At 37.0% G+C, this 19,912-nt stretch carries 19 protein-coding genes; 18 read left to right on the forward strand and 1 reads right to left on the reverse strand.

Annotated features, from left to right (window positions below):
• Window positions 1-52: 52 nt before the first annotated feature.
• From EZV73_RS04650 to EZV73_RS04735, 18 genes are all read left to right on the forward strand, one after another.
• Window positions 53-583: a hypothetical protein gene (locus tag EZV73_RS04650; RefSeq protein WP_240838769.1), complete on the forward strand. Its 531-nt coding sequence runs from the start codon at window positions 53-55 to the stop codon at window positions 581-583.
• Window positions 584-675: 92 nt separating this feature from the next.
• A complete protein-coding gene (locus EZV73_RS04655) occupies window positions 676-2,349 on the forward strand; it encodes a sigma-54-dependent Fis family transcriptional regulator (RefSeq protein WP_240838771.1) in 1,674 nt (557 codons plus the stop codon).
• An 84-nt stretch (window positions 2,350-2,433) separates the two neighbouring features.
• Entirely contained in the window at window positions 2,434-3,582 is a 1,149-nt protein-coding gene (gene alr, locus EZV73_RS04660; protein ID WP_240838773.1) for an alanine racemase, read from the forward strand.
• Window positions 3,583-3,599: 17 nt separating this feature from the next.
• Window positions 3,600-5,576 (forward strand): sigma-54-dependent Fis family transcriptional regulator, encoded by a 1,977-nt coding sequence (locus tag EZV73_RS04665; RefSeq protein ID WP_240838775.1) that lies wholly within the window; start codon window positions 3,600-3,602, stop codon window positions 5,574-5,576.
• A 198-nt stretch (window positions 5,577-5,774) separates the two neighbouring features.
• Window positions 5,775-6,506: a gamma-glutamyl-gamma-aminobutyrate hydrolase family protein gene (locus EZV73_RS04670; protein WP_240838777.1), complete on the forward strand. Its 732-nt coding sequence runs from the start codon at window positions 5,775-5,777 to the stop codon at window positions 6,504-6,506.
• 24 nt (window positions 6,507-6,530) lie between these two features.
• Window positions 6,531-8,060 carry an ABC transporter substrate-binding protein gene (locus EZV73_RS04675; RefSeq protein WP_240838779.1) on the forward strand — a complete coding sequence of 510 codons (1,530 nt, stop codon included), beginning with the start codon at window positions 6,531-6,533 and terminating at the stop codon, window positions 8,058-8,060.
• A 152-nt stretch (window positions 8,061-8,212) separates the two neighbouring features.
• The gene (gene nikB / locus EZV73_RS04680; protein ID WP_240838781.1) at window positions 8,213-9,142 is read left to right on the forward strand and encodes a nickel ABC transporter permease; all 930 of its coding nucleotides are present in this window, start codon (window positions 8,213-8,215) and stop codon (window positions 9,140-9,142) included.
• Window positions 9,143-9,150: 8 nt separating this feature from the next.
• Window positions 9,151-10,020 (forward strand): ABC transporter permease, encoded by an 870-nt coding sequence (locus tag EZV73_RS04685; protein ID WP_240838783.1) that lies wholly within the window; start codon window positions 9,151-9,153, stop codon window positions 10,018-10,020.
• A gap of 9 nt (window positions 10,021-10,029) precedes the next feature.
• Window positions 10,030-10,995, forward strand: a complete 966-nt coding sequence (locus EZV73_RS04690; protein ID WP_240838785.1) for an ABC transporter ATP-binding protein — start codon at window positions 10,030-10,032, stop codon at window positions 10,993-10,995.
• Window positions 10,995-11,948: an ABC transporter ATP-binding protein gene (locus EZV73_RS04695; RefSeq protein ID WP_255812829.1), complete on the forward strand. Its 954-nt coding sequence runs from the start codon at window positions 10,995-10,997 to the stop codon at window positions 11,946-11,948. The genes EZV73_RS04690 and EZV73_RS04695 overlap by 1 nt, the downstream gene beginning before the upstream one ends.
• 91 nt (window positions 11,949-12,039) lie before the next feature.
• Window positions 12,040-12,369 (forward strand): hypothetical protein, encoded by a 330-nt coding sequence (locus EZV73_RS04700; RefSeq protein WP_240838787.1) that lies wholly within the window; start codon window positions 12,040-12,042, stop codon window positions 12,367-12,369.
• Window positions 12,362-12,610, forward strand: a complete 249-nt coding sequence (locus tag EZV73_RS04705) for a hypothetical protein (protein WP_240838789.1) — start codon at window positions 12,362-12,364, stop codon at window positions 12,608-12,610. Before EZV73_RS04700 ends, EZV73_RS04705 begins: the two co-directional genes overlap by 8 nt.
• 55 nt (window positions 12,611-12,665) lie before the next feature.
• On the forward strand, window positions 12,666-13,424 hold the full coding sequence (locus EZV73_RS04710) for a TSUP family transporter (RefSeq protein WP_240838791.1): 759 nt from the start codon (window positions 12,666-12,668) through the stop codon (window positions 13,422-13,424).
• A gap of 1 nt (window position 13,425) precedes the next feature.
• Window positions 13,426-13,857, forward strand: a complete 432-nt coding sequence (locus EZV73_RS04715; RefSeq protein ID WP_240838793.1) for a MarR family winged helix-turn-helix transcriptional regulator — start codon at window positions 13,426-13,428, stop codon at window positions 13,855-13,857.
• A gap of 59 nt (window positions 13,858-13,916) precedes the next feature.
• Window positions 13,917-16,529 (forward strand): ATP-binding protein, encoded by a 2,613-nt coding sequence (locus tag EZV73_RS04720; protein WP_240838795.1) that lies wholly within the window; start codon window positions 13,917-13,919, stop codon window positions 16,527-16,529.
• Window positions 16,529-17,578: an HD domain-containing phosphohydrolase gene (locus EZV73_RS04725; RefSeq protein WP_240838797.1), complete on the forward strand. Its 1,050-nt coding sequence runs from the start codon at window positions 16,529-16,531 to the stop codon at window positions 17,576-17,578. The genes EZV73_RS04720 and EZV73_RS04725 overlap by 1 nt, the downstream gene beginning before the upstream one ends.
• 98 nt (window positions 17,579-17,676) lie before the next feature.
• Entirely contained in the window at window positions 17,677-18,237 is a 561-nt protein-coding gene (locus EZV73_RS04730; protein WP_240838799.1) for a CD3073 family putative ECF transporter S component, read from the forward strand.
• Entirely contained in the window at window positions 18,237-18,746 is a 510-nt protein-coding gene (locus EZV73_RS04735; RefSeq protein WP_240838801.1) for a CD3072 family TudS-related putative desulfidase, read from the forward strand. The genes EZV73_RS04730 and EZV73_RS04735 overlap by 1 nt, the downstream gene beginning before the upstream one ends.
• Here EZV73_RS04735 and EZV73_RS04740 read toward each other — a convergent pair.
• Window positions 18,743-19,843 carry a DEAD/DEAH box helicase gene (locus EZV73_RS04740; protein WP_240838803.1) on the reverse strand — a complete coding sequence of 367 codons (1,101 nt, stop codon included), beginning with the start codon at window positions 19,841-19,843 and terminating at the stop codon, window positions 18,743-18,745. The genes EZV73_RS04735 and EZV73_RS04740 overlap by 4 nt on opposite strands.
• Window positions 19,844-19,912 lie beyond the last annotated feature (69 nt).

Below are 19,912 nucleotides of genomic sequence, written 5' to 3' on the forward strand. Positions count from 1 at the left end.
TTTTTATTTACGATTTACTGTATAATAATCTTATTACAGTTAAGGAGCAACCATGAAAATATATATAGTAGGTTCAGTCGCAAGTGGTAAATCCACGCTTGCGAGAAAGTTATCTAAGATAACTGGTATTAGTTGTACCCATCTAGATGGTTTGATACATATTAAAGATAAATCAAATAAAAAGTGGGGTAATACTAGAAGAAGTGAAGAAGAAACTGAAGATTTATTTGCAAAGCTTATGAAGGAACCTTCTTGGCTAATAGAAGATGCTGGCAGACTCTGTTTTTCTGAAGGTTTTGATAAGGCTGATAAAATAATCCATCTGAAGCCGAGTTTATTTATTAGAAAAACAAGAATTTTTACAAGATACATCAAACAGAAGCTTGGCATAGAAGATTGTCTATACACACCTAACCTTCGTATGGTTAAGTTTTTATATGGTGCACTCGACAATTATGAGAGAGGTGATGATAATCTTGAAAAAAGATTAGAAGCCTATTCAGCGAAAACAGTTACTCTTGTTAAACAATCTGATATTACTTCCTTTATTACTGAGATAAATTCGGATTGGCGTAGAAAATGATGTTTGTTGTATACTTTGATGATTATTTTGTTAGAACTATTGATGTTGCTATTAAAGAACTGACAGTTAAATGTCGTTAGAAAAGAGTGATTATGAAATATAAATTAGGTATTGTTTTAGACCTGCATAGAGGTTTAGGTGAAAAATTAATAAGGGATTTAAAGCTTGTTTTTTCAGATAGTCTGGACTATGAGCTTTTCTATACAGATAATATGACTTCAATGGACCATTGCGATTTGGTCCTTGTTATGATCAAAGAAAAAGTTCTGGAGATTTTGCCTTATATCTCTCAACCTGAGAAAATACTTACAATTAAAAGAACTTTAACATATGACAGTGTAGCCAGAATTAAAGGGCTTGAGTCATCTAATGTTTTAGTTGTTAATGATAAAGAAGAAACGACCCTTGATTTAGTGATTACACTACACCGTCTAGGACTTACACATATCAACTGGTTGCCTTATTATAAAGACCACAATTACGATACAAGTACCGCTCTAACGGCCAATGAGGCTCATTTGGTTCCTAATGGCCATGAGATTATTGATATTGGCTTTAGGCCTATGGATATCTCTACAATCATAGATATCATGCATGTTCTACAAATGGATTCTAAGGATTTTTATCAAGGTCTGATGAACTATAAAGAAATGAATGTACCGCTTGATAAAAGTGTTCTTACACGTCTTGAAAAGAGTCATGAAGCCATGAAGCTTTCTGATGTCTTAGAAGGTACGAATGTTAAGAGTGGCCATGTGTCTTATTATGAGTTTAAAGATATTATTACTGAATCAGAGGCCATGCATCAAATGATAGAAAAGGCTAAGAAATTGTCTAAGCATGATATCAATGTTTTGATTATTGGAGAGTCAGGAACTGGTAAAGAGCTGATTGCACAGGGCATACATCAATCTTCTTATAGAAGAAAGTTGCCTTTTGTAGGTGTTAATGTGACAGCAATTCCAAATAATCTTTTAGAGAGTGAGTTGTTTGGTTATGTACCAGGCGCATTTACAGGTGCCAATAAATCAGGGCACAAGGGGCTCTTTGAACAGTGTAATGGCGGTACTTTGTTTCTTGACGAGATAGGTGATTTACCACTTGAACTTCAAGGCAAACTTTTAAGAGCTTTAGAAGAAAAGTGCATCAGGCCAATAGGTTCTAACAGCTTGACTAAAATCAATGTTCGAATTGTTGCAGCTACCAACAAGGACTTAAGAAAAGAAATACAGGCAGGAAGATTCAGAGAAGATCTTTATTATAGATTAAAGGCATCTGTATTGATGATTCCCCCTTTAAGAGATAGACAAGATGATGTATCACTTTTGATAAGGCATTTTGTAGGTGATCATTTCACTTTCGACCAGGAAGCTCTTAATGTTTTAAAGTCATATGATTGGAAGGGAAATGTCAGAGAGCTAAAGCATGCTTGTGAGTACTGTAAGATAATGGCTACAGGTGGCTTGATTACCATGGATGATATTCCCGATGACTTGATGACTGATACATCAGACCCTTATTTTGATCAGGAAAAAACTTATTGGGTTTTAGATTCGATAGACAGATGTTCTAAACTTTCTGCTTCTGTTGGGAGAAAGAGTATTTTAGAAGATTTAAATGCTGAGGGTCACCTACTAGGTGAGGGAGAATTAAAAACGATTTTAAAGCACCTTAAAACAACTGGTTGTATTGTTCAAGGAAGGGGAAGAAAGGGTTCGGTCTTAACAGTTAAAGGCAAAACTGTTTTATCCAATTACGTCCAATAAAATCCTAATAGACGATTTTTACATGAAAATGCCAATTTTTCCTTGGCATTTTTTTTGCGTCTTAAATCTATGGAGGTAATATTTATGAGTATTTATGGACCAGCATGGTTGGAAGTAGAATTAAGTGCAATACAAAAAAATCTAAGAGCTTGCCAAAACTTTGTGAAAAATGCAAAGGTACTGGCAGTTATAAAAGCAGATGCCTATGGGCATGGTGCTGTAGAAGTCGCAAAAACAATGGAAGCTGAAAATGTCGATTACTTTGGTGTGGCAACTGTATTTGAAGCCATTGAGCTTAGAAATCATGGTATAAAGACCCCTATACTAGTCTTTTCCGTAACTCCAAAACCATTTGCAGAAGAAGCCATTAAAAAAGGAATTACCTTAACGGTTTCTGATCTTGATATGGCTAGACACATTGAAAGTACAGGTAGTGAGTTAAAGATTAGGCCTATTGTGCACATAAAGGTAGAAACCGGTATGACCAGGCTTGGTTTTTCTACAGACAATCTTTCAGACATGATGGCTGTCTGTGACATGGACGTCCATGTGGAAGGCTTGTTTACCCACTTTGCAAAGGCCGATAGCCCGGATTTTTCATTCACAGAAGTTCAAGCTAGGCGTTTTATGAAAGTAGCTGATGAACTTTCAAAAGCAGGTTATAATATTGAAATTAAACATATGTCAAATTCTGCAGCTATGATGAGATGTCCTGATTACAATCTTGATATGGTCCGTGCAGGCGGCATCTTGTTTGGTCATTTTTGCCTAGGTCATTTTATGGAAAAGCCCTTTGAAGTCAAACGTGCCATGTCTATAAGAGCTGTACTAACCCATATAAATGAGGTAGAGGCTAGGACTGGTGTGAGTTATGGTCATTTATATGAGACCAAAAGACATTCTTTTATAGGGGTCTTGCCTATTGGTTATACAGATGGTATCAGTAGAAGAAACACCAATCAAACATCATTTTTACTTCGTGGTAAGCGTGTACCTCAAATAGGGCTTATGTGTATGGATCAAATGATGATAGATGTAACAGACGTAGCCTGTGAGGTTGGCGATGTGGTCACTTTACTAGGGGAAGATGGTGAGGAAATAACACTAGAAGAACGTGCAGGTGATGCTGGTATTGGTAAAGCTGAACTATTTGCATGCATTGGAAGGCGTCTTCCAAAGGTTTATTTTGTAGAAGGTCACTATAAAAATATTGTTAACTATTTGTTACAATAGCCTCTAAGGAGTAATTTATGAAAAAAACGATAGGTGTTATTACAAATACAAACTCAAAGGTTGCAGCCCACATAAAGTCTAATATTGAGTCATTGATAGGTGAGTATGTTGAGGTTAGGAACTACTATTTAAGCAACTTACCGGCAGATTCTATAGACGATGATGTTGTAGTGGTCATGATCAAGGAAATGGGCCTTCATGTTGTTAATCAACTCAAGAACAAGGATGCTTTGATTACCCTTCAAAGGACTGTTAAATCAGCCCCTCTCTTAAAAGTCTTCTCAATACCAGAAGGCATGGAAGTGTTGGTTGTTAATGATACCTATGAGACAACTTTAGAGACCATAACCCTCTTGTATCAACTGGGTGTTAATCACGTTCAATTGGTGCCTTTTCAAAAGGGGATGGACTTTTCTGATATCAAGGTGGCTATTACGCCGGATGAGTTTTCGCATGTACCAGACCATATCCAGTCTATCATCAACATCGAACAGCGTGTTATTGATGTGTCAACTTTTATACAAATTATGACAAGACTAGGCATTGATTCTAGAGATGTTTCCAAGAGACTACTGGATTATACCAATGAAATTGTTTCTTTGGCCCATGGTATGAATAAGACCTTGTTAGATTTATACAGTAAACATGAGGAGATGTCTACACTTTTAAATCTATCACATGATGGCATCATACTAGTAGACGACCAGGGGCAGGTTTTACAAGCCAATGCAGCCTTTCAGGACATGTTTGAGTGTGAGATCTCCTATCATTTGATGTCGTGCTTTGGTAACAAATTTTTAAGCGACTTTTCTGAAGATGCATATGATGAGTGTTTGTACACCCTTAGAGATAGGGAGTACTTGGTTAGTAAAAAGCCAATCAAGTACTATGGCAAGTCTAAAGGCTTTTCATACATCTTTAGAGATGTAACCCATGTCCTTGCATTAGAAAGTTCTTTGCAACAACAGATAAAGACCAAGGGTTTGATTGCAAAATACACCTTCGATGATATTTTAACCAGGTCAGACAAGGTGATAAGAACCATAGAAGCAGCTAAAAGATTTGCATCTGCTGATTTAAGTATTATGATCACTGGTGAAAGTGGTACGGGTAAGGAGCTCTTTGCCCAGTCTATTCACAATGATTCTGAAAGAGCCAAGTATCCCTTTGTAGCAGTAAACTGTGCTGCCATGACCGAAAGCCTACTAGAGAGTGAACTCTTTGGTTATGAAGGCGGTGCCTTTACAGGTGCTCTAAAACAAGGCAAGCAAGGTTTGTTTGAAAGAGCCAATAGAGGGACCATTTTTCTAGATGAAATCGGTGATATGCCCCTGTCCATGCAGTCCAAACTATTAAGAGTTTTACAGGAACATCAAGTGATGCGAGTAGGGGGGAAAGAAGTCATTGATGTCGATGTCAGAGTCATTGCAGCGACTCATAAAGACTTGTATGAGCTTGTTGAAAGAAATGAGTTTAGACAAGATTTATATTTTAGAATCAATGTATTGCCGCTTGAAATTCCTTCTTTAAGAGAACGTCCTGAAGATATTTTGCTTCTTTTAGAAGACTTTTCTACTGAAAGTTATCATCTGACAGACTCTGTTAAGGACTTTTTAGTAAGATATCCTTGGAAGGGCAATATCAGAGAAATTAAGAATATTTCACAATATCTCTCTTTTATGAGAAATGATTGTTTAGACATTGACGATTTGCCACCTTATATGAGACGTGTTTTATCAGAAAGTCCTAGACTTAGTGAAAATAATGACAAGTACAGTCCAGTCTTTATAAAGGTTATGCTGTCACTTTATCTACAAAAGAAGTGGGCTGGTAGACAGGTTATCTTAAAAGGATGTCATGAACTGGGTGGTCATGAAACAGAAGCAGATATTAGAAGATTTCTTCAGTCGTTGAAGGAAGAAGGCTACTTAACAGTTAGGGAAGGTCGCGGAGGTTCCCAATTAAATGTTAAAGGGTATGACACATTATCCTAATAGGTTTTATAGGTTTTGCAGGTGCCTGCAAAACCTATTTTTTATTTTTTGTCCCAGCAACCGTTTTCAATGTGATATATTTCACAAATCATGAACCTATTGATATTTGGACAAATATGAAAAAATATTAACAGTTGAAAAAAGTTGGCACGTCTTTTGCATAATAGGATTACGAAATAAAATAGCGGAGGGATAAAAATGAAAAAACCTGTTATCGGTATTTCAGGATCTATTACCATTTTGGAAAGTGGTAGATTTCCAGGTTACCGTAGAACCTATGTTAACGAAGACTATGTCAAGTCGGTTATCTTAGCAGGTGGTGTACCACTTCTATTGCCATTAACTACTGACCCAGAAATCGTAAAAGGCTACTTAGACTTGATTGATGGCTTGGTATTATCAGGTGGACATGATGTGTCGCCTTTGGCTTATGGAGAACAACCACTTCAAAAGATAGGTCATACTTTACCAGAAAGAGATGTCTTTGATAGATTGCTGATTGAAACAGCTCTTGAAAAGAAGTTACCTTTACTAGGTATTTGTAGAGGCATGCAAATTCTTAATGTGGCACTTGGAGGTACATTGTATCAAGATTTAGACTATGTACCAGATAGCCAGTTAAAACATGATCAATATCATGATCCTTCTCTAGCAACACATGAAGTGAGTGTTGATACGTCATCAAAGCTTTTTAACATTATGGGTGATAAAAGAGTCAAAACAAATTCTTTTCATCATTTAGCTGTTAAAGATTTAGGAGAAGGTCTTGTTATTACAGCAAAAGCAGATGATGGTGTGGTTGAAGCGATTGAGCATAATGATTATCCATTTGTACTTGGTGTCCAGTGGCATCCGGAAATGATGGCATCGACAGATGTAAAAATGAAAAGTCTTTTTGAAGCGCTTATGGAAGCGGTTCTTAAGAAATAGAACAAGATATAAGGGGGAAGAAAAATGAAGAAAATTCTTGCAATGTTATTGGCTGTTGCACTAGTGGCAACTTTATTTGTAGGATGTGGATCAGACTCAGGTGCAGGTGCAGCTGAAGAAAAGAAGGTATTAACTGTAGCGACACCAGCAGACGCTAAGTCAATGGATCCGCATCTAACAAATGACTTACCATCAAACAACGTATTCATCAACATGTATGAAAACTTATTAACACTTGATGAAAATGGTGAGTTAGTAGGTCAATTGGCTGAATCTTGGGAAAAGGTAGATGACTTATCTTACAGATTCCACTTAAAGAAGGGTGTTAAGTTCCACAATGGTGAAGAGTTAAAAGCTTCAGATGTTAAGTTCTCATTATTAAGAGCTATGAACATCGAAGGTTCTGCTGTATCACATGTTGTTGGTGAAATTGATCCAGAAGGTTTTGTAATCGAAGATGACTACACAATCGTAATTAAGCTTAAGAAGCCATTTACAGTATTCTTAACATACTTAACGCATGTTCCAGGTGGTACAATCCTTAACGAGAAAGCTGTTACAGAAGCTGGCGAAGACTATGCTCAAAATCCAGTAGGTTCAGGTCCTTACAAGTTCAAGGAGTGGGCTAAGGGTGACAGAATCGTTCTTGAAAGATTTGATGATCACAGAGCAGTTAAGCCTGCTTATGAAGAAGTTGTATTCAGAGCAATTCCAGAAGAAACTTCTAGAACAATTGAATTAGAAGCAGGTAATGTAGATATCATTTACGGTGTAAGCGCTGACGATATCACTAGAATTGAAGAAAATCCAGACTTAAAAATGGCTAGATCAACAAACTTAAATACACAGTACATGGGCTTTAACTGTCAAAAAGGTCCTTTAGCTGATGTAAGAGTAAGACAAGCTATTTCTAAAGCATTAACAGTAGATAAAATTGTATCTACAGTACTTCGTGGTGTTGGTACACAAGCGACTGGTCCTATTTCACCATCAGCTAAATACTACAACACAGACTTAAAAGCAAAAGAGCAAAACATCGAAGAAGCAAAGGCTTTATTAGCTGAAGCTGGTTACCCAGATGGTTTCGATACAACATTATGGTTAAATGATAAGACAGTAAGAATCAACATGTCAGAGATTATCCAAAACCAATTAAAAGAAATTGGTATCAATGTAGAAGTTAAGGTGTTTGAGTGGTCAACTTACTACGAAGCACTTAAGAATGGTGAAATCGACTTATACTTAGTAGGTTGGACTATGTCAGCTCCAGACCCTGACTTTGGTTTATTCCCATTATTCCACACTTCAAACATGGGTACCAACAACTTCTCATTCTACTCTAACGAAGAAGTAGATGCTATGTTAGAAAAAGGTCGTTTACTTGAAGATGGTGATGAGCGTCAACAATTATACTTTGATGTTCAAGAGAAAATCTATGAAGAATCTCCATGGGTATTCTTATACAATGGTGAAGAAACTGTTGGTTTAAAAGCTGGTTTAGAAGGTTTCAGACCGAGTCCATTAGGTACTCACATTATATTCAACGTAAAGTAATAAATTGAAGAGAAACTGTCTCTTGGCAGTTTTCTCTTTCTATTTTTTAGACTAATAGAATCGATTGAGTAGGTAAAATCTTACTCTAATTGTTATGAAACCATATTAACATAAGTGCTTAGATTTACTGAGTGCTTATATGGAGGTGACACATGCATAAATATATACTCAAGCGTTTGTTATTTCTCTTACCTGTAATTTTAGGTGTATCTTTTGTCGTATTTACCATGCTATACATCACACCTGGTGATCCAGCTAGAATGGCACTTGGCGAGCAAGCAAGTGAAGAAGCAGTACAAAAGTTTAGAGAAGAAGAAGGCTTAAATGACCCATTTCTCGTTCAATACGGACGTTATTTATACAACGCTGTATTTAAGGGAGACTTGGGCAGATCATATACAACAAAAAGACCAGTTGTACAGGAAATCCTAAATGTTTTCCCATCAACTTTGTTATTAACCATACTGTCCATGATTATTGCTGTGGTCATAGGGATACCCTTTGGTATCATATCGGCCGTCAAACAGTATTCATTATTAGATTCAGTCATTATGTTTTTAGCACTGGTTGGTATTTCTATGCCAGTATTCTGGTTAGGACTTATTTTGATTTTAACGTTCTCAGTAAAACTTGGATGGTTCCCACCATCAGGCTTTTACAGTTTTAAATACATGGTGCTACCAGCAATCGCATTATCTGCACAAGCAATAGCCATCATTACGAGAATGACACGCTCTAGTATGTTAGAGGTAGTAAGACAAGATTATATTAGAACGGTTAGGGCTAAGGGCCAAAAGGAATCTGTTGTAATTGGTTTCCATGCACTTAAGAATGCATTAATTCCTATTATCACAGTTATTGGTACTCAGTTTGGTTATTTACTAGGCGGTGCTATTTTAACAGAAGTTATCTTCTCTATAAATGGTGTTGGTCGATTAATGGTTGAAGCAATAAAAATGCGTAACTACCCTGTAGTACAAGGTGGTGTATTATTTACAGCTTTAGCATTCAGTATTGTAAACTTATTGGTAGATCTACTTTATGCATATGTAGATCCTAGAATCAAAGCACAGTATAAGTAGGAGGGACTATGAGTAAAAATAATACACGTCCCAAAAGACAATCTAAAGGGAAAGAGATTTTTAAGAGACTAAGAAGAAACAAGATGGCTATGGCTGGTCTTGTGATATTAGCTTTTCTTATTCTTATTGCGGCATTTGCCCCATGGATAGCACCGTATGGCTATGATGAGCAAAACCTTGATAAGAGTTTAATGAAGCCAAATGCAGAGCACTGGTTTGGTACAGACCTTAAGGGTCGTGATGTGATGAGCCGTATGATATATGGTGCAAGAGTATCATTGATGGTTGGTTTTTTAGCTGTGAGTATATCGGTTGTGATTGGTGGTCTTTTAGGGGCTATAGCAGGTTACTTTGGCGGTAGACTAGACAATATCATCATGAGGTGTATGGATGTTTTATTGGCGATTCCATCTATACTTCTGGCCATATCCATTGCAGCATCTCTAGGGCCAGGTCTTGTCAATCTGATGATAGCCGTAGGTATTTCGTCTATTCCTGGTTATGCAAGACTTGTTAGAGCATCCACTTTATCGATTAGAAACATTGAGTACATTGAAGCTTCTAAATCAGTTGGTTCAAGTGACTTCTCGATTATCATAAAACATGTTATTCCAAACTGTATCAGTCCTGTAATTGTACAGGCTACACTTGGTGTGGCATTTGCAATATTAACAGCTGCATCTTTAAGTTTTATCGGTTTAGGAATAAAGCCACCACAACCAGAGTGGGGTGCTATGTTATCTAGTGGTCGTACTTATATCAGAGACTACTCTTACTTAACATTGTTCCCAGGTCTTGCGATTATGGTGACAATTCTAGCACTTAACTTCTTAGGTGACGGTCTTCGTGATGCCCTAGATCCAAAGTTAAAGAATTAGGAGGATCCAATGTTATTACAAATAAAAGACTTATCAATTAAATATAGAAGTGACAATGGTGATGTTAAGGCCGTTAACAACTTAAACTTACAAGTGGATGAAGGTAGAACGCTTGGTTTTGTTGGTGAAACAGGAGCAGGAAAAACAACGACTGCACTAGGTGTTATGCGTCTGATTCCTAATCCACCAGGTGAAGTAACTTCAGGCCAAGTATTGTTTGAAGGTCAAGACCTTTTAAACGCTAGTGAAGATGAAATGAGAGATGTACGTGGTGGTAAGATCGCAATGATTTTCCAGGATCCAATGACTTCACTCAATCCTTTGGTTACAGTAGGTGACCAAATTGCTGAGATGATTTTACTCCACAAAGATGTAGATAAAGAGCAGGCTTCTGTTTTAGCTGGAGAAATGCTTGAAAAAGTAGGGATTCCTGCAGGTAGAAAGGGTGAGTATCCTCACCAATTCTCAGGTGGTATGAGACAACGTGTGGTTATTGCCATTGCACTTGCTTGTAATCCAAAGCTGATTATTGCAGATGAGCCGACGACAGCCCTTGACGTGACGATTCAAGCTCAGGTACTTGAGCTGATGAAAGAGTTAAAGCACGAGTTTAATACAGCAACAATTATGATCACACATGATTTGGGTGTTGTTGCAGAAATTTGTGATGATGTTGCTGTTATTTATGCAGGTTCTATAGTAGAGTATGCATCGATTCAGGAACTCTATGAAAATCCTAAACACCCATATACTTTAGGTTTGTTCCAGTCAATTCCTGACTTAGAGGATGAATCAGAGTTTCTACATGTAATTGATGGTATGCCGCCAGATCCAACAGATTTACCGACGGGTTGTTCTTTCCATCCTAGATGTCCAAATGCTATGCCGGTTTGTAGCCAAAAGACACCAGGTACTTATGATGTGAAAGCAGGACATCAGGTATCATGCTTCTTATTTGAAGGAGGTCAGGAATAATGGAAAAACTCGTACAAGTAAAAAATCTTAAGAAACACTTTAAAACAAAAAATGGTTTGCTTCATGCCGTTGATGATATCAGCTTTGATATCCTAAAAGGAGAGACGCTTGGTCTAGTAGGGGAGTCTGGCTGTGGTAAATCAACGACAGGTAGGCTTTTGATCAGGCTTCTAGAAGCTACAGAAGGTGAAGTTGTCTTCAAGGGAGACGATATACTTGCTTATTCAGCTAAGGATATGAAAAACCTTAGAAAGAATGTTCAAATTGTATTCCAAGATCCGTATTCTTGTCTGAATCCAAGATGGACAGTAGCTGATATCATTGCCGAACCTTTAAGAGTTAACAAGGTATATAAGAATCCTAGAGATTTAGAAGCTAGAATCAAAGAACTTATGGAGATTGTTGGCCTCGCAGACCGTCTTTACAATGCCTATCCACATGAGCTGGATGGCGGTAGAAGACAACGTGTAGGTATTGCAAGAGCGCTTGCCTTAAACCCAGAGTTTATTGTTATGGATGAGCCTGTATCAGCACTTGATGTTTGTATCCAAGCTCAGATTCTTAACCTTTTAAAGAAACTTCAAAATGAACTGGGTTTAACTTATTTGTTTATTGCCCATAACCTAAGTGTTGTTAAGCATGTGTCTGATAGAATTGCAGTGATGTATCTAGGTAAGATTGTAGAACTTGCCCCTTATAAAGAGATCTTCAAATCGCCTAAGCATCCATACTCGCAGGCTCTATTATCTGCTATTCCAGTTGCAAAGTTTGGTGTGGAAAGAGAACGTATTATTTTAGATGGTGATGTGCCATCGCCTATAAATCCACCAGACGGCTGTAGATTCGAAGCTAGATGTAGACATAGACAAGAAATTTGTAAGGTGAAATCTCCTGATTTACGTGAAATGAAGGATGGTCACTTTGTGGCATGTCACTTTGCAGAAAAATTTTAATTTTAACCGCAGCGTAAGTTGCGGTTTTTATATACATAAAATTTGTTTTCATGTAAACTCTAATTATAGTTTCAAGTGATAAGGAGAGCTTATGATTAAGGTTAGACATGTAAAAACATATGAGGAGTTTTATTTATTAGGCACAGGATTCGGTATGTACAAATCATCAAGACCCGGTATTTTATGGGGCAATTTAGATCCGCATGAAGAAGAAGGGTCAGTAGGCATGCTTGCTGTATGTGATGATTACGGCATCATCAAATGGTTCAATTCAAAGTCTTTAAGAGTCATAGAAATAGACGGTCATGAGATTAAGTCTAGTCAGACAGAGTCTGCACTCTCATGTCCTGCTTGCGGTAGTTCAGTTACTGAAGCAGATGCTACATGCCCGTCCTGTGGTATAGGGTTTATAGATGGTTAAGGTCATTATTAAAGTAATTGATGGGATTAAGGTCATTTGCCTTCTTGGCCTTTTGTATTATGTATATGGTTATTTCTTTTGGCAAGTTATTCATGATAATATGCTATTATTCATGACACTTTTACTTTTGTTAGATGCTGTCAAGCAGTCTCTTCTAGAAAAAAAGAAGTGGTGGTTCATTGTTTCAGAATTATCCTTAGGACTTTTAACGGGCTTTATCTTTTATAAGATGACATCATAATATTTGATGACACATTTTTCAGTCTATGTGTTATAATAGGCCTGTTGGAGGTCTTATGATTATAAAAATATTATTGATCTGCTTAGCAGGTTTTTTAGGTGCAATGGTAGATGCCATTGTGGGCGGTGGCGGACTTATAACCATTCCAGCCTTATTTGCAACGGGTATGCCATCTCATTTGGCTTTAGGAACCAATAAGTTTGCATCATCTATGGGGACAATTTCATCAGCTTACCATTACTATAAAAGTGGTGTTGTAGATTTAAAATTATTAAAATACTTTTTACCCCTGTCACTTGTAGGTTCTGCGGTTGGTGTATGGGCAGTACTTCAAATGGAAGCAGATTTTCTAAAGAATCTTGTGATTGTTATGGTCCTTATAATAGGAGTTTATACCCTGGTTAATAAGGAACTTGGTCTGCATCATAAGTTTGAAAGCATCAGTAGAAAGAAGATCATTCTTGGTATGCTCCTAGCAGTCACGCTTGGTTTTTACGATGGTTTCTTTGGACCTGGCACTGGCTCTTTTATTATTTTTGGTTTGATTGGTATTTTTGGCATGGATTTTAAGCATGCTTCTGCCAATGCCAAGTTTATGAATTTTACAAGCAACTTTACAGCTCTAGTACTCTTTTTAATCAATGGAAAAATCTACTTTGTTTATGGTGTGCCGATGGCATTTTCTATGATGTTAGGTGCTAAAGTTGGGGCTTCATTAGCTGTTAACAAGGGTGCAAAATTTATTAAACCAGTCTTTGTACTTGTCTCATTTGCACTTGTTCTAAAGATGGTATTTGATTCATTTGGAGGTTAAGATGATTAGAGATTCATTCAATCAAGTATATTTTCAGTTTATCTCTGATGTACAAAGGGCTGCTTTTGAAATTACAGAGAACTTTCAACCTGAAGGCATCTCTCAACACGAATATGGTGTTCTAGAATACTTATATTTCTTTAAAGGCCACTTGTTTGATGACATTGTTAAAGACTTATATCTTAGTCACTACAAAGGCAGAAAGGTCATCAAATCTTTACATGAACAGAGATACATAGAAGCTAAGCCTTATGATAAAGATAAAAGAAAAAGAGTCTATCATATTACTCGAAAAGGTAAGCAAAAGTTGGATGCATGTTTCTTTCAGGTCATGAAAAATGTCCAAACCAGTCATGATCATTTGGATGAAGAAACTTTAAAAAATCTAATGGAGTGTATGACTTACATATCAAATAAATTATACAAAGAATAGCAGATTGAAAAATCTGCTATTTTATCTTTTTTGTGGGTATAAAGACACCAGGTGATAATATGAATAGACTTCTTGTGTATAACTACTGGTCAGAAAACCTAGATGACATCTTGAAAAGTATGGATGTAAACTACTGCTTTTCAGATGACTTAAATATAGAAAAAAATGATGTGATACTTATTACAGAAAAAGAGATGTTAAGTGTAGGTCAGGAGATACTTTCTAAAGGATGTCCTGTTCTTGTCATGTGTAAAACATTGACCAGAAGAAAGGTCAAACAGTATATAGACCTTGGTGTCTCTGATTACATTTTGATGCCTGTTATAGAAGAAGAGCTCAAAAAGAAACTGGCTGTCATTCAACCTAGTTTGGGTGGTAAGTATTATGAAAATGACCAGGAAATCATAAATAGGAATAAACGTCTGACAAGGCAGCAGTGGATCTTGCAGAGTTTGACACAAAATAAGGCTTTAACCACAGAATCGATGTTTGAAAATACCAGTCCTAGCTTGGGGATCATTTCAAAAGCTGTTGTGGATGGTCTTGATGTGTCAGGCTGTTCTATAGCCTTATTTGAGGAAATGAATGTTGTACTAAGATGTCAGGAAAGGTACTTTCCAGGCGTAGATTTTTCGGGCTCGTGTGAGTTGCATAAAAAAGACTTTGTTGAGTACTTTGAGGCCATTTTATCTGGTACACAGATTACAATTTCTTCTATGGAAACAACCCTTTATAAAAAGATAGCTGAGTTTCTCCAGGTCCTTACGTTTCAATCTTCTCTTCACTTACCTATTTGGTTTAGGGGGGAGGTTGTTGGTGTTGCTATTGCTGACTCTGTTAAAAAAGATCGGATGTGGAAGCCTGATGAAATCAGTTTTTTAAGAGCCATCACAGATTTGATTACCATCAATATGGAAACAAAAGAAAGGTTGAAGGCTCAAAAAGAGGCCGAAGAAGCATCAAGGGCCAAATCAGATTTTCTTGCCAATATGAGTCATGAAATTAGAACCCCTATGAATGCTGTTATAGGCTTGTCTCATCTGGCGCTCCAGACCCAGCTTTCTGATAAGCAGAAGGATTATTTGACCAAAATCAATGATTCCGGCAAACATCTCTTATCCCTTTTAAATGATATTCTAGACGTTTCAAAAGTTGAAGCGGGTAAGATGACTTTAGAGCATTTGGTTTTCAACATGAAAGATGTTATGAATCATATATATGGGATGATGAACGACAAGGCTCAGAATAAAAATTTATCATTTGAAATAGACATAAAAAAAGGCGTACCGCTAGCCTTAAAAGGCGATCCTCACAGGCTCAGTCAGATTCTTATTAATTTAATCAGCAATGCCATCAAGTTTACAGAAAGAGGCTCTGTAAAGGTGCTTGTAGACCGTGTTTACAGCGACATGAACAATGATGAGCTTATTATGCTTCAATTTGATGTGATTGATACCGGTGTTGGCATAGCCAGTAGTCTTGTGGATAAGCTCTTTGATTCTTTTGAACAAGGTGATTCTTCTATTACTCGCAGGTACGGTGGCACTGGTCTTGGCTTGTCCATTTGTAAACAATTGGTTTCTCTCTTTGGAGGCCAAATCAGTGCAGAGTCTACTTTGAATCAGGGGTCATGCTTTTCCTTTACTGTGAATCTTGAAGTTGCAAAAGAAGAGGCAGTAAAAGATATCTTTGTTTCTAAGGATGTTACAGCTTCTCATTATGTGGTTTTAGTCGTTGAAGACAATGAAATCAATCAGCAGATTATTGAAGAAAATTTGACCAGTCAAGGCATCATCACAGTTGGTGTTTCTAATGGTCAAGAGGCGGTGGATTATTTGGAATCAGGTGAACCATGCGGTATGATACTTATGGATTTACAGATGCCTGTTATGGATGGTCACACCTGTGCGAGAACCTTAAGAAAACAGTCTAAATATGACCATATACCTATACTGGCTATTTCTGCTGATGCTAGAAAAGAAATGAAGATGATGACCATCAATGATGGTATGAATGATTTTATTCTTAAGCCTATAGAACAAGCCAGTCTTTTAAGATCTGTTTATAAGTGGATGGATAAGAAAATGCCAGACCTTTATATAGAAGACATAGATGTTGGCCTGGGACTGACTTACTGTAATAACAATATGGACTTGTATAAGAGCCTTCTTAAGAAGTTCTCAGACAATCATGGCGATGATTTATTAAAGGTTAAAGAGGCTATTCGAGATAGAACTGGTGAGGAGGCCAATTTGCTCCACGCTCTAAAGGGTGTATTAGGCTCTTTAGGTGCCAGTCTTTTGAAGGAAGACTTAGAGACTTTAGAGGATTTTGTTAACTATAGAAAAAGAGGTTATAAGGCTAAGTTAGAGGAAACAGACCAAAAGCTTAAACTACTGGTAAGTAGGATAAAGGCTATTTCATTTGACCAGGAAATCTTTGACAAAGAAAAAGATTTTGATAAAGTTAAAGAGCTTCTGACGAGTCTTCAAGTACCTTTAAGAAATGGTAGCATAAATGAGGTGTCTGATCTTTTAAATCAGCTAGAAAGCTTTCATGTGGAAAATGATTTGCTTAATAGCTATAAGGAAATGACATCGCAGATCAGACGTTACCAGTATGATTATGCAGAGCTTAGTTTGGAAAATATGTTGAAGAGATTGGAGAAATGATGAGACAGACAATTCTAATCGTGGATGATACAGAAGAAAATATTGATATTCTAGTGGATGTTTTGTCAGACGAATACAAACTGATGGTGGCCCTCGAAGGCAATAGGGCCTTAGACCTTGTCAAACACAACCAACCAGATTTGATTTTACTTGATGTCATGATGCCAGGCTTAGATGGCTATGAGGTTTGCAAACGTTTAAAGGAAAGCAGCTTAAGCAAGCGGATTCCAGTCGTGTTTTTGACAGCACTTAGTGATGACCATGATGAAAAGTATGGTATAGATCTTGGTGCCGTAGATTATGTTAAGAAGCCTTTTAATCCAATGATTGTTAAGTCAAGGGTTCAGAATATCATGCAGGCCAAGAAGTATCAAGACAGGCTTGAAGAACTGGTATTAGAAAGAACCATAAAAATTGAAATCACCAAGGATGTTATTATTAAGGCCATGGGCAGACTGGCGGAGTTTAGAGATCCTGAAACAGGTGCCCATATACAGCGTACTCAGCACTATCTATTATCTCTAGCTGAGTATTTAAGCAAGGATCCTTTTTATGCAGATGAGTTGTCTCAACCGGTTATAGAGGCCTTGTTTAAATCAGCACCTCTACATGATATTGGTAAGATAGCCATACCAGATTCTATTTTAAGAAAGCCTGGTCCTTTGTCTATTGAGGAGTTCAATGTGATGAAAGAACATGCCCTTCATGGTAAAAATGCCATTGCTGCTTTAGAAGAAGACTTACCAGGTGAACTCTTTATAAAGTTTGCAGGTGAGATCGCCTATACCCATCATGAAAAGTGGGATGGGTCTGGTTATCCAAGAGGCTTAAAGGGCTCTAACATCCCAATCAGTGGACGGATTATGGCTTTAGCGGACGTCTATGATGCCTTAACAACAGAAAGGGTCTACAAGCCTGCATTTTCTCATGAGCATGCCAAGGACATCATTTTAAAGGGGAGGGGTGTCCACTTTGATCCTGATGTAGTAGATGCATTTTTAGCATTAGAAGAAAAGTTTCTTGAAATCAAAGATCAGTACATTGATTGATGGATTCAGATTCTAAATAGTTTTAAGTACAACTATAAATTTTTTCCATTAGACAAATGATTGATGCCTCCATATACTTTTTATGGGAGGGATTATTTATGAATAAAACGAGATTAATGACTTTTATTGCAACAGGTATCGTGATTAACATAGCTCTAAGCCTTGTTGTAAAAACTTTGGGTATTCCACTACTGTTTTTAGATACAGTTGGTACGATTTTCATTGCAGCGGTATTTGGTCCACTAGCGGGAGCGATTACTGGAGGCTTAACAAACCTTGTGAATGGGGTCTTGGTAGGGCCTACTGAAATTCCATTTGCACTTGTTAACATTACAGTTGCAATAGTAGTTGGACTTATTGCTAAGAGATTTAAGTTCGATATTAAGACGGCAGTGATTACAGGTTTGATTTTATCTGTTGTTGCACCACTCATTGGCACGCCAATAGCCGTATTTATGTTTGGTGGTTTAACAGGTGGTGGAACAGACTTATTATTTGCATGGTTAAGAGCCACTGGCCAAACAGTATTTGCATCTGCATTTATTCCGAGAATTACTGGCAACATCATCGATAAGGTCATCAGCTGTATTTTGGTTGCAGTGCTTATCACGAGAATGCCAGGTGATTTACTGAATATGAAAAAAGATAAGGCAGCATAATGGAAAGAGGTAAACGCATTGTTTTAGTATCCCACTGCATTTTAAATCAAAATAGTGTTGTAAAACCACTTGCTAGAGCAAAGGGAGCTTATAAGACGATTGTAGATGTTATAAACAATGAAAATATTGGGATTTTACAACTGCCTTGTCCTGAGCTTATTCACCTAGGTCTTAAGAGACCGCCTATGTCAAAAGAAGCATATGATACAAAAGCCTATAGAGACTTATGTAAAGACTTACTGTCTACGATCATGATACAATTAAAAGCCTATAGACAAGTTGGTTATGAGATTGTTGGTTTAATCGGCATTGATGAAAGTCCTACGTGTTCCTTGTCTAATAAAGGGATTTTAATGGAAGAGTTATTTAAATGTCTTCAGATAGAAAAAATAGATTTAAGGCATATTTCTGTACCGACAAGCTATCTTGAAACTCAAGATACAAGTTTTGCCATAGAGTTAAAGGATTGGCTGAATTTATATAGAGATGTAAAAAAGAAGCTTTTTTAGCTTCTTTTTTCATACCTTGGTATTTCAAGTTTTAAGGTTTCTTCTATGGTTTTTAACATATCTTGTTCCTCTTCATTAACAAATAAGAAGGTCTTACCCTTGTCTTTAGATCGACCGGTTCTACCGATTCTGTGAATGTAGCTCTCCACAGTTTCAGGTATATCATAGTTAAATACATGGGTGATACCTGTAACATCTAAACCTCTAGACGCTACTTCCGTAGCAACAAGATATTGAATCTTTAAAGCTTTAAAGCCTTTAATAGCCTTTTGTCTCTTAGACTGAGGCATACCACCATGGAGTTTAGCAACATTATAGCCGGCTTGGTGTAATGCTTCTTCTAGATTATCAACACGACGTCTAGTTCGACAGAAGATGATGCCCATAAAGGCATTTTCAGAAGTCAATACACTTTCTAAGTCTTCTAGTTTTTTTCTTGGTCTTGTGATCACCACGTGTTGCTCAATTTGATCTAAAGGTATATCTGCTTCTTTAGCTGAAACAAAGACTGGTGACTCTGTAATTCTGTAAGAAAGTTTTTTTACAGAAGCAGAGATTGTCGCTGAATAACCGATAACCTGCATGCTTTTAGAACACACACTCTGAATGGTGATGATATCATCTCTAAAGCCCATGTCTAGAAGCTGGTCTACTTCATCTAGTACAAAAAATCTGAGTTTTTTTAAGTTGATTGTTTTTCTTTTTATATGGTCAATCAATCTACCAGGTGTTGCTACCACGATATCAACTTCTTTGTTAAGCTTCTTTAACTGACCTTGAATGTCTTTTCCACCGAAGATAGATAGAACTTTATATTCAGTAGCCAGTTTGTTTATTTCTTCAGTAATTTGAATAGCCAGTTCTCTGGTGGGTGCCAGAATCAAAGCTTGAATATCACTTGATGGTGTCATTTTTTGTAGGATAGGTAGTAAAAACGCCAATGTTTTTCCTGTACCAGTTTCAGCTTCTGCTATAACATGATTATCCTCAAGTAAAAGAGGAATAGTCCTGGCCTGTACAGGTGTTGGTTCTACAATATAATTAGCCTTAAGTGCATCGATTAAGTGCCCCTTAATGCCTAGTTCTTGAAATGTCATAATACGTCCTTTCTTTAACTTATCTATTATATCAGAAAAGAAATGTCTTGGATAGTGATTAGTGATAGG

Origin of the sequence: Acidaminobacter sp. JC074 (assembly GCF_022496765.1) — a bacterium.
Taxonomy (GTDB): Bacteria; Bacillota; Clostridia; order Peptostreptococcales; family Acidaminobacteraceae; genus JABXKX01.